Source organism: Bordetella tumulicola (assembly GCF_965138755.1).
GTDB classification, from domain to species: Bacteria; Pseudomonadota; Gammaproteobacteria; order Burkholderiales; family Burkholderiaceae_B; genus Bordetella_A; species Bordetella_A tumulicola.
Map to the genome: position 1 here is coordinate 115,524 of NZ_CBCSFP010000003.1, position 16,954 is coordinate 132,477.

Sequence of the window (16,954 nt, forward strand, 5' to 3'; positions counted from 1 at the left end):
CATGGCCAAGACAAAAGATCGTATCGCGCTGCCGCCCAAGGATGCTGCACGGACTAACCTAACCTGTCACTTCTGTATCGTCGGCTGCGGCTACCATGTTTACAAATGGCCCGAGCAACGAGAAGGGGGCCGAGCGCCGGAGCAGAACGCCCTCGGGCTGGACTTTCGCAAACAGCTCCCACCTTTTGCTGTCACGCTGACGCCCGCGATGACCAATGTCATCACACAACGCGACGGCTCGCGCCACAACATCATGATCGTCCCCGACCGGGAATGCGTGGTCAACAGTGGGTTGAGCTCGACTCGGGGCGGCAGAATGGCCAGCTATATGTACACGCCCGACGGCGATGGCAAAGCTCGTCTGAAACAGCCTCGACTGTACGCTGCCGATCAATGGGTTGATGTCCCGTGGGAGAAAGCCTTGGCGCTGTACGCAGGGCTGTTGAAGAAGGTGCTTGACAGCGACGGTCCTGAAGGCATCGTCTTCTCCTGTTTTGATCATGGTGGTGCTGGCGGAGGCTTTGAAAACACGTGGGCGTCGGGAAAGCTGATGTTCTCTGCCCTGCAAACCCCGATGGTACGCATCCACAATCGGCCGGCTTACAACTCCGAGTGCCACGCTACCCGCGAGATGGGCATTGGTGAACTGAACAACGCCTATGAAGACGCCGAACTCGCTGATGTTCTCTGGTCGATCGGCAACAACCCCTATGAGTCGCAAACAAACTACTTCCTCAACCACTGGGTGCCGAATCTGTACGGACAGACGACGGCCAAGAAGAAGGAACGATTCTTAGAGGAAGACCTCCCAGACACCCGAATCGTTTTCGTTGACCCACGCGATACACCCTCTATTTCCATTGCCCGCCAAATCGCGGGGAAAGACCGCGTCCTGCACTTGGCCATCGAGCCAGGTACTGACACTGCCCTGTTCAATGGCTTATTCACCTATGTCGTCGAGCAGGGCTGGATCGACCAAGCATTTATCAAGGAACACACCGCAGGCTTTGACGAAGCGGTCAAGACTAATCGCCTATCGCTGGAAGAGTGCAGCAAGATCACCGGTGTATCTATAGATGATCTGAAGAAGGCAGCGCAATGGTCCTACAAACCCAAGCAAAGCGGCCAACTGCCTCGCACTATGCATGCCTACGAAAAAGGGATCATCTGGGGCAACGACAATTACATGATCCAGTCGGCGCTTCTGGATTTAGTCATCGCCACTCACAATGTAGGTCGGCGCGGCACGGGATGTGTTCGCATGGGAGGGCATCAGGAAGGCTACGCAAGACCTCCTTATCCCGGGGACAAAAAGATCTATATCGATCAGGAGCTCATCAAAGGTAACGGCCGGATCATGACCTGGTGGGGATCCAATAACTTCCAGACCAGCAATAATGCTCAAGCGCTGCGCGAGGCAGTTCTCAAGCGCTCGGCGATCGTAAAAAATGCAATGCTAAAGGCGCGCGGCGCGTCAACCGAAGAGCTCGTCGACATCATCTACGACGCGACAACGAAAGGTGGCCTCTTTGTCGCCAGCATCAATCTGTACCCCACGAAACTTGCCGAAGCCGCTCACTTGCTGTTGCCTGCCGCACATCCCGGCGAAACAAACCTGACGTCAATGAATGGCGAGCGGCGGATACGCCTATCCGAAAAATTCATGGACCCTCCTGGCGAGGCTATGGCGGACTGCCTTATTGCTGCCCGCATCGCCAATACACTGAAGACGCTGTACGAAAAGGAAGGCAACGCCGCGATGGTCGAACGCTTTTCCGGCTTTGATTGGAAGACTGAGGAGGACGCCTTTAACGATGGATTCCGACGAGCAGGCCAACAAGGAGCGCCAGCTATCGATAGCCAGGGCGGGAATACTGGCCACCTGGTCACGTATGAGCGCCTAAAAGCGGCGGGCAACAATGGGGTACAGTTGCCGGTCAAAGCATATGCGGATGGGCATCTACAGGGCACCGAGATGCTCTATACCGACGGGAAATTCGATACCGATGACGGGAAGGCTCATTTCAAGCCCGCACAGTGGAACGGACTTCCAGAGATCGTCGAAGCCCAGAGAAAGAAATTCAAATTCTGGCTGAACAACGGACGGAATAACGAGATCTGGCAAACGGCGTATCACGATCAATACAGTAGCTTTGCTCAAGACCGCTACCCGATGGCCTACATCGAAATCAACCCCGACGACTGCAAGGAACTCGCAGTGGAGGCATCCGACATTGTCGAGGTGTACAACGATTTCGGATCGACCTATGCGATGGTCTATCCGGTCCCGGAGATCAAGCGCGGCCAGACATTCATGATGTTCGGCTATGTCAACGGCATCCAGGGGGACGTCACCACCGATTGGACGGATCGCAACATCATTCCGTACTACAAGGGAGCCTGGGGGAATATTCGCAAAGTGGGCTCCGTCGAAGAGTTCAAGAATACGGTGAGTTTCAAGAGCCGGCGCTTCACTCTCGCATAGTTTTCATCTGACTGGAGCATCAAGCGTTATGCGTGTAAACAAGTTGTGCATGTCCGCAGTTCTTATGCTGGCCTCGGTGACTGCTGTGGCAGCACCCGATCAAATAGTCACTTCTATTCTGACGAAGAATAATTGCCTTGCCTGCCACGCTATCGACAAGAAAGTTGTGGGTCCCGCCTATCGGGCTGTGGGCGAAAAATTCAAAGATGAACCGAACGCGAAAGATCTTCTCGTTGGAAAAATCAAGAATGGTAGCGCGGGAACATGGGGGCCTGTACCCATGCCTCCCAACCCGGGAATTTCCGAGGAAGACGCCCGCCAGGTGGTTGAATGGATACTCGCCGGCGCACCAGAATAGATAATATGCAGGCACGCGGCATTGCTGCCGCGTGCCTGTCAATCGGTTGCTCATATTTCGATATGCTTGAAGCCCCGTTGCTTGATTGCCGCACACGACGAGCCCGTTGGTCACTGGGATCGGCTTTAGACGATCGTGGGAAACCGCTACATGATCGACTGGGCCGGCCGTTACACGATTTGCGCATATCCGTCATCGACCAATGTAACTTCCGCTGCTCCTATTGCATGCCGCGGGACGTGTTTGGTACCGACTATGCGTTTCTACGTCGCGATCAATTGCTCAGCTTCGACGAAATTGAGCGCCTGGCGAGGCTATTCGTCGCATTAGGCGTGCGCAAGATTCGTATTAGCGGTGGCGAGCCTTTGCTACGAAAGGGAATTGAAGATCTCGTTGATCGCCTTGCGGGTCTCAAAACGACAACGGGATTTCCGGTAGATCTGGCCATGACCACCAATGGTGCGCTTTTGGCTCACAAAGCATCCGCTCTCGCCGGAGCTGGCCTCAAGCGACTGAATGTGAGCCTCGACGCATTGGACGTAGACACGTTCCAACGAATGACGGATACACCGATAATTGTCGACCAGATTCTTGAAGGCATTGCCACGGCCTCTAAGGCCGGGATCAAGAGCATCAAAGTCAACATGGTGGTTCGCCGCGGCCTAAACGACCATCAAATCCTGCCGATGGCCAGATACTTTCGGCATTCCGGTCATGTACTGCGATTCATTGAGTTCATGGACGTAGGGTCGACGAACGGATGGAGCCAGAGTGCGGTGGTGCCATCGACCGAAGTCTTATCAAGGATCGATAGAGATTTTCGCCTGGAGCCCATGGAGCCCGCGATAACGGGTGAAGTCGCCCGACGCTGGCGATACCAGGACGGCGCAGGAGAAATCGGTGTTATCTCCAGTGTGAGCAGCCCATTTTGTGGGGACTGTTCGCGAGCCCGGATATCCGCTGAAGGTAAGCTCTATGCCTGCTTGTTCGCGCAGAGTGGGATCGATTTGAGGCAATTGCTGCGCGGTGCAGACGATGATGTCAGCTTAAGGCAAACCATTGAATCAGCTTGGCACCGCCGCAACGATCGCTATTCGGAAATTCGCCATCTCCAGCCACGCTCACGCAAGATTGAAATGAGCTACATCGGCGGCTAGCTTGATGGTGGTCAGGCCTTGGTCTTTTTCAGCTGTGATTTTTTCTTGTTGACGACAATCTCGCAGTCACAATGCCCCGTCAGTGCCGCGATAATCGGTGCGCAGGCCTCGGGGTGACCGTGACAGCAATCTGTCAGCATGAAGGACATCAAAGCGCCCATCACACGAACGTCAGCCCGATAGACGATGCTGCGCCCCTGTCGATCACCCCAGATCAGGCCAGCACGCGCCAGCACTGATAGGTGTTGCGACACCGTGTTGTGAGGCCCATCCACGAGCTCTGCAATCGTTCCAGCTGCGGCGCCTTCGGGCTCACGCTCCATCAGCAGGCGAAAGATCTCCAGGCGCGTCGGTTGAGACAGCGCATGAAAAGCGCTCAATGCGTGCTGGAAAGACATTTCCCCCAGCGGAGGATCAGGGTTGAAATGGCTGACAACGGCCGGCGATGGGGTGCTTACTGTAGGCATATCGGCGCAAATAGCGTCATTGGTTCTGTATATCCGGACAGACTATATCGTATTCATGACAAATTAGTGTCAGCAACAATCCAGCAACCATTCTGAATCACCCCGTGTTCGATTGATATCGATCCACGCTTTGGCGACCTTGAGAGAACAGCACCTAGTTCGCGTCGATATTCGGGATGAATTTAGCCCTCATTGGTTTAACGACGATAACCAATTCGGTTTCTTTGATCTGGACGAAGAACAAAACGGAGTTAAACAAAAAGCCTCCCGAGGGGGAACTCCTGCTTGTATTCGACACACGTTGTATGGAATACGGTATTTTTAACGGTATTTATTCTCTTATTAAATCTATCCAATTGATTTGTATGTTAAAAAACAGAAATATGAATCCCACCCTCCCGCCAGTTTGAGTTCTACAGAAATCCATAGAAGCCCAGGCTCTACCCCATTAACGGGGGATGAACACTCATCAGACCCGGTTAATAACGCCATTCCAACCGCACTGAGCCAAGACTCTCATGCGGTAATTCTCAAAATTTCTGAACCCAAACGCACGACACGAGAGCATCTCCATCTTCGTATGGAATCCCTCGGTGATCCCGTTGGACTTGGTGAAACGCCACATCCGTACGATCGGCTCCAGCCACGATAGTAACGTCGCGGCCAGCGCCTTGGCCGGACTTTGCTCGAACTGCCGGATCAACGCCAGGCCTTCTGCAAGGCGGTCAGTTTCCAGTGATGGCGGCCCATCAGGCTTAATAGCCCACGGTTCCGGCGACCGTCGGGATCGTGCTGTTGCCACAGCTTGAGGAAATGTTGGTTGACCAGCCGAATGACATGAAAACGGTCGGCCACAATCATGGCATTGGGGAAATACCGCTAAGCAATTCGGCGGTAGGTCTCGGACAAATCCATGACGATGAGCCGCACGTGCTCCTTGCCCGGCAAACGCTTCAAATAGCCGTGCAGGCTGGACTCTGAGCGCCCCAGCACTACATCGAATACCTTATGGTTCTTTAAATCCACCAGCGTCATGGCGTAGCCTTTTTTACGACTGAAAAAGTGTTCGTCGATGCCCAGCACCTGCGGGCAAGCCCGGCTCGAGAGTTCTGACACACGTCGCTTCACGAACGATTGATACCAGCGCTCGACCGTCGCGCTGCCTATGCTGTGGGTGACCGTCAGCTTGCGTTGGCTGACCCCGCCCTCGTGCGCCTCAAATACTTCCAGCCGATAGGCCTCGGTGGCGCGTAGTCGAGGGCGGATGCCAGAAAACCGATGCCGGAAATAGCGATTGCAGTCGGGGCAGTGGTACTTGGGCACGCTCAGGTGCAACACCATCAACTGATTACCCTGCCGAGTGTGCTTGAGGGTACGTTGATGTGTCGCTTTAATACGCACAACCTCATGCGCACAGTACTCGCACACAGGCCGCTTGGTGGGCCTGGCCCAGACGTGAATGTCTCGACGCCGCTCGACGCGCTGAACTACTAAATCTCTGATCCCTAAGATAGAATCGATTGGGGACATGGGCATTGCCTCCATTAAACGTGTTTCTTCGCAAAAACAAGTCTAATGAATGTCGGTATCCCCCCGTTTATGATGTAGAGCCGCCATATGCAGACATGGCGGCCGTACGGAGACTATTGAATGATCCATGCCGAGTCGGAACAAGCTTGCCCAGCCGTACCGCTCCCCGCAAGTATGTCAGCCGTGCTGGCGGGGTATGAGTGGGCGCGCGACGCTATCGGTGAGTCCGGCGGTGCCGTCTATCGATTACACGGTAAGGCTCGCGCCCCAGATCTGTATCTGAAACACGGCAAAGATGCCGTTGCTGACGATATCACCGACGAGATGGCAAGGCTGGGTTGGCTGGCGGGACACATCCCCGTACCCGCCGTCGCGCACTTCGTTCGCACGCCTGGTCAGGCATGGCTGCTGATGACAGCGGTGCATGGAAGAACAGCCTACCAAGTGCTGAAATCAAGCCCCGATGCTCACCCCGCAGTTGTCGACGCTCTGGCAGCGTTCCTGCGCCGGCTGCACGCGATCCCGGTTGGGGAGTGTCCCTTCAACAGCGATCACGCTTTCAGACTTGCCCGCGCACGGACACGTATCGATGCGGGTCTAGTCGATGTCGACGATTTCGATGAGGAGCGGGACGGTTGGACCGCCGAACAGGTCTGGGAGGCACTGCAGCGCCTTCTGCCATTCACACCTGATCCGGTCGTGACACATGGCGACTTCTCGCTTGATAATCTTCTGATTCATCAAGGCGAGGTAGCGGGCTGCATCGACGTTGGCCGGGTTGGTATCGCTGACCGATACCAGGACATTGCCATACTCTGGAATTGTCTCGGCGAGTTTGGCCCGTCGCTACAGAGGAGGTTCCTTCTGCAATATGGCATCGCCGACCTCGATCAACGCAAGCTGCAATTCCATCTGATGTTGGACGAGCTTTTCTGAAGCCGAGGACGGCGGCTTTCGCGATTAGGGCGCCAGTGCATCCCATTTAGGAGGAGCATGGAGGGCTATAGCGTAGGTGTAGTTCTCTGCTTCATCGGCTTCGGCCCGGCTCTACCCCATTTTTTTATTTGGTCTGGTGTGCGGGAATTTTTGCCCAGAGCAGGATCGATGGTCGCCTCGCCCCCTAGATTTTGCGCTTGCGCCAAAGATACAGGCCGCTAACCAAGATAACGATCACGATCAGGTCTAACGCGGCCCAGATGATCTTGAGTGGTAGGCCAGCGGTATCGCCATAGTGCAGCGGTCGCGAGAACTGCAGCACGCGCAGGTACCAAGGCATTTCCAGGACCGCCGTCAATCGGCCCGTGCGCGCGTCCACCAGGACACCGTCAAAGAGGTGGGCGCCCAGGGGAGTTTCACCCTTCGCCCACAACAGATAGTGATGGGGCAAACCCAGGCCGGCGTTGGGAAAACGCAGGGACTCCACGACCCGACCGGGGACGGCTGCCTTCGCGGTGGCGTAGGCCTGTTGCACTGAGGCCTGTGGCGATGGACCGAGGCCCGCATCGGCATCCACCGCCACAGCGGCCTGGACATCGTTAGACAGCCAATAGCGGAATGCCGGAACCGCCAGTTCGTGGATGGCGCCAGTGACGCCCATCATCAGCGCCCAGACCAGCGTGACAATCCCCAGAAGGTTGTGCAAGTCCAGCCACTTCAGGCGCGAAGCGCGCTCGGTGCGGACAGTGCCAAATGGGGTTTTCTTCATGTAGGGGTGATAGAGGACGACGCCCGATATCACCGCCACCGCGAAAAGCACGGCCATGAACCCCAGATATAACTGACCGGGAAGGCGGGCGTAGAGGTCGATGTGCAAGCGAATCATGACCGTCATGATGCGGGTACCCAACCCTTCGTCGGCATGATGGACGGCCTGCTGCAACAGGCCACTGCGGGCATCGTACTGCAGCCGGATCGAGGATGTGCCGGACGGGGCCTCGTGGCTGGGCGCCAACGCCATGATGATGCTGGGCGAGTCGCTGGCGACGTCGATCTCTACGATCCGGTGCGCAGGGTAACGCTGGAGCGTCTGGGCGACCAAGCCGTCGAGAGACGGCGCAGGCGTGCTCGGCACGACACTTGGCCAAGACGGTGGCGCGTCCAGCCAATCCACGATTTCGTCACGGAAGATCAAGGGCAAGCCAGAGACGCAGACCACCAGCATAAAGACGGTACAGGCCAGGCTGGTCCACTTGTGGACCAGATACCAGGTCTTGCTACGCACCGCTCTCACGGGCGGCGAGTCTCCTGCGGACCGCCGCACTAGAACTCCGCAGTGACGGACAGCAGAATCGTGCGCGGCGCGGCCACCGTCAGGCCTTCACGCGCGGCCGACTGCCAGTACTGTTTGTTGAACACGTTCTCCACCATCGCCCGCAAGGTCACCGGCGTACCGTTGATGTTGGTCGCATAGCGCGCGCCCACATCAAAGCGAGTCCAGCTCGGCAGTTCTTGCGTGTTTGCCGCGTCGACATACTGTGTGCTGGTATGCAGCATGCGCGCCGTCAAGGTCAGGCCTTGCGCGAAAGGGGTATCCCACTCCGCCGAGGCGTTGAACTGCCAGCGCGGCACGGCGGGTGCGACGCGGCCGTCGTTCACGCCACCTTCCGTCTTGGTCAGGACGCCAGCGGTGTAGGCCACGCCACCCAAGAGCCGCACGTGTCGCATCGGCTCGCCCTGCACCAGGAATTCCAGACCTCGGTTGCGCTGCCTACCCGCGGCCTGATAACGCAGCGTAACCGGGTCCAGATAGGCGCTGGACTGCTCGATCTGGAACGCGCTCAAGGTGGTCGCCACAGTGCCAAAGTCGTACTTGACGCCGACCTCAAACTGCTTCGATACGTCCGGCTTGAAGGTCTCACCGGCGTTCACGGCCTCGGCCGGTGCGGTGCCGCCCTGGCTCAGGCCTTCGATGTAGTTGCCATACAGTGCCAATTGCCGGGTTGGCTTCACCGTCAGTGCGACCGCCGGCGTGACGGCGGATTTACCATAGTCCGATAAGCGCTCGCCGGTTGCCGGGTTGTAGTTCACCGATTGCACGCGTTGCTGGCGCAAGCCAACGGTCAGTTGCACCGCGCCGTCCATCGCCGACAGCGTGTCGGCCAGCGCAACGCTGTACAGTCGCGTCTCGCTGGTCTTGCCTAAATCATGGGGCTTGGCGATGGACGGTTTGGCCAGATCCGCGGGGTCGTACAGGTCGGAGAACACCGTGGTGGAAGAACGCACGCGCGCCGACGAATAGTCGATATCGAGAAAGCTGGCCGACAGCACGGGCTCGTGTTTGATCGGGCCGGTATCGAAACGACCGCGTATGCCGACCTCGCCCGTCTTGCTCCACAGTTTTTCGTTCAGGCGCGCAGGGACTGAGCCTATCGTGCCGGCCGAATCGAGCATCAGCCAAGTGGTCTGCAGGCTTTCAAAATCGTGCTGGCGCGCGCCCAGCGCGCCGTACACCGTCCAGTCGTCGGAGAAGTCATATTCAGCCCGCACGTCGCCGGTCCACTCCTTCGCCTTCCAATATGTCCAGTCGGGAAAGAAGTTGCGCTCCGGATCCGGCGCATGACCGATGTCCTCGCCCGAAGAGGGGGGAAATAGCAGCCCGCTGCGCGCGTCGGTCGTGCGATTCTGGTAATTGATGTCGCCCTCGATGCGAAAGCGATCGCCGCGATAGTCCAGGCCAAGCGCGAAGGCGCCCATATCCTCGCCGGCACCAGAGATATTCATATCGCCACCACCGCCCAGCACATTCAGACGCACGCCGGTGCGCTGGTCTTCGCCGAACCGCCGCGCGATATCCGCCTGCAGGGCGAACTGGCTATTCTCGATATAAGACAGCGTCACACGGTTCAAGGGATCGGCGCCGGCACGCTTGGGCTCCAGGTTGATCGAGCCGCCGACCGAGCCGAACGGCGCCATGCCATTGAGTAGCGCGTTGGGCCCTCGCAGTACCTCGACGCGCTCGATGCCGATCAGCGAGGTGGCGTTGCGCGGGGAGATGCCGTAGAGGCCGTTGTAGGCAACGTCGTAATTGAACAGCGTGAAGCCGCGGATGTTGAACTCGTCACGCCCCGCGCCACGCGAATACGTATTGCGCACCGAAGGGTCATTGACCAGAACGTCGCCAATGTTCTGCGCCTGCTGGTTCTCGATCAGCGTGGACGTGTACGAGGTCACGCTGAAGGGCGTGTCGAGAAAATCCCTATCTCCGAGCAGACCAAGTCTGGCGCCGCGCGTTACCTCACCGCCTGGGTAGGGCTCGTCGGCCGCCGCGGTTGAGGCAGTGACCAACACGGCGGGCAAAGTCGCTGCAGCAGACGTGAGCGCCGTGCGCAGCGAGTAGCCGCCGTCGGCCTGGCGCACGGCCTCCAGGCCGGTGCTATCGAGCAGCACCCGGAACGCACCGTCGACGGTATATGCCCCGCGTACGCCGGGGCTGGTTTTACCGGCCGTCATGGTCGCGGGCACGCTGAGAAGAATATTGGCCTGGTCGGCAAAGCGGCTCAATGCACCCGCCAGAGAGCCGGCGGGGACGTCGTAGGCGTGGATAGGGACGGTTGCTGCGGCACGTCCGGCGGCTTGCGCATGGACCGAGACGACACCCGCGCCTGTCATCAGAATCGCGCCCAACAGAGCCTTGCGCGCCACGCGGCCCACGGCGGCAGGGCGCGGCAATAGAGAGAAGGACAGTCCCGGGTGGGCAGGTTGCGGCAGGCGGCGCATGGAACGCTTTCCTTGGAATGAGGGTGGGCAAGAAGAGGTCCACCGCTTGCAGCCATGGGATATCGCCGGCCGTCACGGACGGGTTTTGCCGTATGGACTCGGCACGGATCCACGGGGTCCTCTTCCCCTGTTAATCGAACGAGCAGAGAAAAAACGAACCGTGGCGTGAAATTCTTTTCGGGAACGTGCTTACCTGGGCTCGAGCGTCACCCACCACGGCAGCGTGCGCTGGACACGTATCGGCAGGTCCCGTTCGAGCATGGCCAGCGTGCGATCCCTGTCGTTGGCCGGATAACGGCCGACGACACGCAGGTCGGCGACGCGGGGATCGACACCGGTATATCCGGCGTGATAGCGACCCAGTTCCGCGATGAGATCGACGAGGGGCAGGTTCTCCGCCAGGATCACGCCGCGAGACCAGGCTTGTCGCGCGGGATCAGCCGGGTTGGCCATGGAGATGGCGTCGGCGGTGTAACGTGTTTGTTCCCCGGCACGCACGAGCGCCACGCGGCCGGCAAGATTCTGGATGCGCACTTGCCCGTCATAAACCGCCAACAGGACATCATCGTCCGACTGCCTTACCGTGAAACGGGTACCCAACGCCTGCAACCGGCCGTAGCGGGTATCGACGAAGAAAGGTCGTTGCCGGGCGTCCTTGCCGGTTTCGACCAGGATTTCGCCGTCGGCCAACGTCAATAGGCGCTGATCCTGGCTGAAATGAACGTCGATGGCGCTGCGGGTGTTGAGCCAGACGCGGGTCTCGTCGGCCAGGACGATGTCGCGTTGTTCGCCAATGCCGGTGGCATAGTCGGACCGCCAAGCGGTCACGACGGCTGGCAAAGGCGTGTGCCGCCAGGCCAGCCAGCCCATGATGCCCACGCCACCCAACGCCAGGATACGGCCGGCAGCCTGGCGCCGCGACGGTACGCGACGGGAGGCGACCTGTACCGCTTTCTCCGCGGCTTCGCGCTCGCCGTCATTACGCAGCAGCGTAAAGCGCCGGCTGACAGCCTCCACGTGCGCCCAGGCGCGGCGATGTTCCGGCCGCGCATCCAGCCAATGCTGCCAGGCGGCACGCTGCCGGGAGTCGGCCTCGGTATCCTGCAAGACCGCATACCACTCAGCCGCCACTTTCAGGCTTTCATAATCTGCTTGCACCGGGAGGTCTTGCGCAAAAATCGGGCGAGGCGACGCGGTCATCACTAGCCCCTATCGACACTGGAAGAGGCCAACCCGGCGTCGATCAACGCGAGATGCAGCATGGCCCGAGCCAGGTACTTCTGCACCATGCGTACGGACACGCCCATGTGATCGGCGATCTCCCGTGTGGAAAGCCCATGTATCTGAGCCTGAATGAAGGCCGTGCGCGCCCTTTCCGGCAGGCGACCGAGCCACTCGCCGACCTCCAGTAGGGTTTCGATGACCAGCGCCTGCTGCTCCGGGGAAGACGCGTAGGCGACAGGCTGGGCGGCAAGGCTTTCCAGCCAGGCCTGCTCTACTTCCCGCCGCCGCCAAAGATCCGTGCATAGCCCTTGCGCCATGGCGCGCAAATAAGCCCGCGCGGCGCCCGCGGTGGCAAAGCCATCGGGCGCCGGCCTTTGGATCAGGCGCAGGAAGGCGTCATGCGCAAGATCGGCGGCGTCTGCCGCATTACCCAACCGGCGCCGCAGCCATCCCTGCAGCCAACCGTGATGATCGCGATATAGCGCGCACAAATCTGAGTGCACAGGAGGCATGGCGACAGACATCGGACGAAAACCCTGGCGCAGCAAACAAGCCGAGCCCAATAGAAATAGGAATAATTATTGTTTATAACTGAAGTCGCTGGCTTCGAGCAATGCCTGTCGTGCGAGACGGACCCGCGCGACGATCGCTACGCACCTGCCACAGACACTGGACGCTGGCCGGAGCCATATCCCAACAATACCCGAGGCTTTGTGTACTAAAATCCGCCGCATGCCTAGAATCCGGGATTCTACGAACCAGCCTCGTGGCCTGCCCTGGCGGATCCTGATCTGCTTGGCCCTGGCCGCCTTTGTGCTTCGCGCCGTCATTCCCAACGGGTTCATGGCAGCGCCGTCGACATCCAACTTCACCCTCGCGCTGTGTAGCGCCGCGGGTTCCCTGAACATCACGCTTGATGTGCCAGAGCAATCCGACGACAAGCACGTCCCGGCAGACACCTGCGCCTTTGGCGCCCTGGCGGCACATGTCGTATTGCCAGAGACAATTCTTGCCCCGGTGCTTTCCGCCGCACAGGCCCGCACGGTGCCTGACATTGCGGTCTATCACGCGGCACCGGCACTGCCCCCGCTTGGGCCGCCGCTAGGCTCACGCGCACCGCCTTCTCTATCTGCCTGATCCGACAGCGGCGTCTATTGCGCCGCCCACGACCGCGAAGAGCAGGTGGGTTCATCCGCAACGTAATGGGTACAGACCTGGCGTGATCGCGCCCGGTCTACGACCACGCCCCGCCTCTCTTCGCCCCGGATCTGCCATCGTGCCCTACGTCGATGCCAGACCCAGACAGAAGCTACTGAAGAGAGAGCATGTTGACCATTATTCGTTCAGGCCCCTACCTGGGCATTCCCCTCGTCCTGGCCGCATTCAATACCGCCGCGCAACCCGCCCCCGCTACGCTAGCCCCCATTACGGTTTTTGCAGGGCCCGAAACAGCCCTCGCGACCGAGGCCACTACGGGTTCCAATCTTGGACTCACACTGATGGAGACGCCTGCCAGCGTCGATATCATCACGCGTGAACAGATCGAGGAGCGTGGTGATATCAGTGTCACCGACGCCATCACTCGTGCGAGCGGCTTTTCGGCCATGACCCATCCTGGCAATGGCAATAGTGCATTGTCAGTTCGCGGGTTCACCGATAGCACCTCGGTCATGCGACTGTATGACGGGCTGCGCCAATACGGCGGCGTGGGCGTGACGTTTCCGTTCGACACGTGGTCGGTCGAGCGCATCGAGGTGTTACGCGGACCGGCCTCGGTGATCTACGGCGACGGCGCGATCGGTGGCGTCGTCAATGTGATCCCCAAGCATCCGACGCACGGGCCGATTGAAAACGAGATACAGGCCACCATCGGTACGCAGGACACCGCACGATTAGGCTTGGGCAGCGGTGGCTCACTGAGCGACACGCTTTCCTATCGGCTGGATTTAAGCGGAAACTATACCGATGGCTGGGTGGACCAGGGCCAGTCGGGCGACGCCACGTTCTCGGGCGCCTTGCGATGGGACGCAACATCCGATCTGAATTTCACGCTCAGCTACGCGTACGGCTATCAGCGCCCCATGCGATATTTCGGTACGCCACTGATCGATGGCGAACAAAACGAGGCGATCCGCAAAAAGAACTACAACGTCAGTGATAGCTTCATGCGCTTTCGCGATCAGTGGACCCAATTGGATACCGTCTGGACCCCCAATGACGCGACAACCTTGCGCGCACGCCTCTACCACGTGCAAAGCGACCGCGACTGGCGCAATGCCGAGCGCTATGTCTATAACCCCGATACCGGCCTGATCGACCGTTCGGACAATACGCAGATCACGCACGACCAGACGCAGACCGGCCTGACCATGGATGCGGCCTTCAAGGGGACGCTGGCAGGGTTGGACAACACGGTGTCGCTGGGTTTTGACGTGAACCACGCGCGTTTCAAGCATATCAACAATACCTACGCAGGCAGTTCCGGGCCGGTCGATCCGTATGACCCGGATCCCGGCCGATTCAACAGCGACGTGCCCAACATTCCGCGCTATCGCAACGAGGCCGACCAGTTCGCCCTGTTCATCGAGGACAGGCTGGCACTGACAAACAAATGGTCTGTCGTCGCCGGCCTGCGCTATGACCATGCCAAAGTGACGCGTGACGATCTGGTTGCCAACGAACGCGCGCTGTCGACAACCTATTCTGACGTGGGTTGGCGCATCGGCACGGTCTACGACGTCACCCCGGACCTGGCGGTATACGCGCAATACGCCGAAGCGGCCGACCCCGTGAGCGGCCTGCTGATGCTCAGCCCGGCCAATGCCGGGTTCGATATGTCCAAAGGCAAACAGATCGAGGTCGGCCTGAAACAGGCATTCTGGGACAACCGAGGCGAATGGACACTGGCTGCCTATCACATACGCAAATCCAACCTGCTGTCTCGAGACGCGACCGACCCTGATCTGCGCGTGCAGATCGGTGAACAATCCTCGCGGGGGCTCGAGGCCTCGATGGCGCTCGCATTTGCGCCCGGCTGGAAGGTCGAAGCCAACGCAGCCATTTTGCGGGCCAAATACGACGATTTCACGGAATCCGACGGTGGCGCGGCAGTGTCTCGCGCGGGCCAAGTCCCGCCCAACGTGCCGCAGCGCCTGGCCAACCTATGGCTAAGCTGGAATTTTCAACCCGGCTGGACAGTCATGGGGGGCCTGCGCTATGTGGGCAAGCGCTACGCCGATAACGCCAACACGCTTGAGCTCCCCTCGTACACCACCACCGACCTGGCCGTGCGGTGGGACGTGAACCGCGACACTACCATTACCGCCCGCGGCTATAACATTTTCGACCGCGCGTACTTCACGACGGCCTACTACACAGACACGCAATGGCTGTACGGACCGGGCCGCCGGTTTGAGCTAACACTCAATCATCGGTTCTAAAGCCGGGGCTGCGACTACGGTTGCGGTTGCGGCTTCGGTTGCGATTGCGGCTTAGGCTTCGGTTGCGGTTGCGGCTTCGGTTGCGATTGCGGTTGCAGACGCTCACCTTGATGAGCGTCTGTCGCTTGGCTGGCCGCGGCCGGGGGTGCCGCAATCTGCGCTGCCGGCTTGGCGTTGCCGCCCGCCGCCGGCTTTTTGTTGGGCTTTATCCCCAGTAGCTTGTCGTAAATTGCACCGAGCCTGCGACTGATGATTCTGGGGTGACAAGCCTGTGCCCGCTCGAGATAGTCCTGCGAAATCCGCATCCGCATTTCAGGAGACATGTTCGCCAGCGCCAATACGGCGCGACGCAAGTCATTGGACGAGCGTGGGTTGAACAACAAATGATGTGACGACTCCGGAAAGAGCTCTTCCATGGTGGGCGTTCTAGGGGCTACGGTCGGCACCCCCAGGGTCAACGACAGGACCGCCACGCCCGACGTCAGTACCTTGTGATAAGGCAAAACCAACCCCGCGCAAGACCGCAATAGGTCCGCCACCTCGGGCGCAGGGACGGACGCCAAGCGACACTCGATCTCGGGACGCGCCTCGCATTGCGCCAACAAATCATCCAGAAAAGATTCCGCCCGAATCGGGTTGCCACAAATCCGCAGCGCCAAGTCGTGCTTGACCATGAAGTCATGAGGCAGCTTGCGCAGCATTTCGGGGATGCCTTTGTACGCACGCACCAAGCCAAAGTACAGCAACGTCCGCGGATGCGCCGGCGGCTGCCCGGCAAGTTCAATCGTTTTCTCGGCAGGCTCGTAAACGTCGAAATAGGTCGGATGCGCCAGGACACGCATCTTGGACAAATCAGTCAACCCGATTTGCTCCTGCAACATCGACATCGCATGTTGGTTGTGAACCAGGATAAGACTCGATAGCGCGGCGAGATCCTTGCGTAATGACAGAAACGTGCCGGTGAACCGCCACTCGTGCGGCTTGATGTTATGGACCGTCCATACGACCTTGCCACCCAGATCGACATAGTGCTTGAGTCGGGCGATGTAATCCCGACGCAGCTTGCCAGCCTGGGATGCAGATTCGCACTTTGCGAAAAGCGCTTCTTCCCAGTGAATGTGGTGGATGGACTTCCCGAGTCGATTCAGTTGCCCAATAGACGTGGCGATAGAGCCTGATGCAATCCTGTATCTGGAACCGATCGACCTATACAGCAATTTTTGATATGGATTGCTATAAACGCGGGAATTAACGATTCCAAATGCCATAGTTTGCCAACAACAGACTCTAAGTGATTTTATTCAGTGCCGGCCGCCAAACAGGTCAGGATAGCCGCCACGTGTCGTTGCCCGCCCCTATACCGGGACGGGCTAGCCCATAGCATTCCACAAAAATGTCGTACCGACGAATCGAACAGTTGCGGCCCGCACAATTCATTACGGCCGCTCGCTGATAACAAGAAAAAAGAAACCGTGTCCCTACAAATATGTCCAGTCATAACACCATCGTAACTAACGAACTTTGTGAGACAACAAAACTAACGCTGCAGCGCAACATATCGAAACGATAACGAGTAA

12 protein-coding genes and 1 pseudogene are annotated in these 16,954 nt (G+C 58.9%); 6 read left to right on the top strand and 7 right to left on the bottom strand.

What is annotated here, in order from left to right; all coding sequences use genetic code 11:
* Nucleotide 1 precedes the first annotated feature (1 nt).
* From ACNAZS_RS10790 to moaA, 3 genes are all read left to right on the top strand, one after another.
* Nucleotides 2-2,485 carry an arsenate reductase (azurin) large subunit gene (locus ACNAZS_RS10790; protein ID WP_415789110.1) on the top strand — a complete coding sequence of 828 codons (2,484 nt, stop codon included), beginning with the start codon at nt 2-4 and terminating at the stop codon, nt 2,483-2,485.
* A gap of 49 nt (nt 2,486-2,534) precedes the next feature.
* Complete coding sequence (locus tag ACNAZS_RS10795; RefSeq protein WP_415789112.1) at nt 2,535-2,843, top strand: c-type cytochrome; 309 nt, start codon at nt 2,535-2,537, stop codon at nt 2,841-2,843.
* A gap of 62 nt (nt 2,844-2,905) precedes the next feature.
* Nucleotides 2,906-4,000 carry a GTP 3',8-cyclase MoaA gene (gene moaA, locus ACNAZS_RS10800; protein WP_415789636.1) on the top strand — a complete coding sequence of 365 codons (1,095 nt, stop codon included), beginning with the start codon at nt 2,906-2,908 and terminating at the stop codon, nt 3,998-4,000.
* Between the two features lie 11 nt (nt 4,001-4,011).
* Here moaA and ACNAZS_RS10805 read toward each other — a convergent pair whose 3' ends face one another.
* Nucleotides 4,012-4,467 carry an ArsR/SmtB family transcription factor gene (locus ACNAZS_RS10805; protein ID WP_415789114.1) on the bottom strand — a complete coding sequence of 152 codons (456 nt, stop codon included), beginning with the start codon at nt 4,465-4,467 and terminating at the stop codon, nt 4,012-4,014.
* 469 nt (nt 4,468-4,936) lie between these two features.
* A pseudogene (locus ACNAZS_RS10810) lies at nt 4,937-6,012 on the bottom strand (transposase).
* A gap of 105 nt (nt 6,013-6,117) precedes the next feature.
* On the opposite strand from ACNAZS_RS10810, the gene ACNAZS_RS10815 reads away from it, so the two are divergent.
* A complete protein-coding gene (locus tag ACNAZS_RS10815; protein ID WP_415789116.1) occupies nt 6,118-6,933 on the top strand; it encodes an APH(3')-I family aminoglycoside O-phosphotransferase in 816 nt (271 codons plus the stop codon).
* 184 nt (nt 6,934-7,117) lie between these two features.
* On the opposite strand, the gene ACNAZS_RS10820 is transcribed toward ACNAZS_RS10815, so the two are convergent.
* From ACNAZS_RS10820 to ACNAZS_RS10835, 4 genes are all read right to left on the bottom strand, one after another.
* Nucleotides 7,118-8,227 (bottom strand): PepSY-associated TM helix domain-containing protein, encoded by a 1,110-nt coding sequence (locus ACNAZS_RS10820; RefSeq protein ID WP_415789118.1) that lies wholly within the window; start codon nt 8,225-8,227, stop codon nt 7,118-7,120.
* 29 nt (nt 8,228-8,256) lie between these two features.
* Entirely contained in the window at nt 8,257-10,713 is a 2,457-nt protein-coding gene (locus ACNAZS_RS10825) for a TonB-dependent siderophore receptor (RefSeq protein ID WP_415789120.1), read from the bottom strand.
* A 189-nt stretch (nt 10,714-10,902) separates the two neighbouring features.
* Nucleotides 10,903-11,913 carry a FecR domain-containing protein gene (locus tag ACNAZS_RS10830; protein ID WP_415789122.1) on the bottom strand — a complete coding sequence of 337 codons (1,011 nt, stop codon included), beginning with the start codon at nt 11,911-11,913 and terminating at the stop codon, nt 10,903-10,905.
* 2 nt (nt 11,914-11,915) lie between these two features.
* A complete protein-coding gene (locus ACNAZS_RS10835; RefSeq protein WP_415789124.1) occupies nt 11,916-12,461 on the bottom strand; it encodes a sigma-70 family RNA polymerase sigma factor in 546 nt (181 codons plus the stop codon).
* Between the two features lie 208 nt (nt 12,462-12,669).
* Between ACNAZS_RS10835 and ACNAZS_RS10840 the strand changes: the two genes are divergently transcribed.
* On the top strand, nt 12,670-13,074 hold the full coding sequence (locus ACNAZS_RS10840; protein WP_415789126.1) for a DUF2946 family protein: 405 nt from the start codon (nt 12,670-12,672) through the stop codon (nt 13,072-13,074).
* Nucleotides 13,075-13,262: 188 nt separating this feature from the next.
* On the top strand, nt 13,263-15,377 hold the full coding sequence (locus ACNAZS_RS10845) for a TonB-dependent receptor (protein WP_415789128.1): 2,115 nt from the start codon (nt 13,263-13,265) through the stop codon (nt 15,375-15,377).
* A 14-nt stretch (nt 15,378-15,391) separates the two neighbouring features.
* On the opposite strand, the gene ACNAZS_RS10850 is transcribed toward ACNAZS_RS10845, so the two are convergent.
* Nucleotides 15,392-16,645, bottom strand: a complete 1,254-nt coding sequence (locus ACNAZS_RS10850; protein WP_415789130.1) for a glycosyltransferase — start codon at nt 16,643-16,645, stop codon at nt 15,392-15,394.
* Nucleotides 16,646-16,954: the final 309 nt, after the last annotated feature.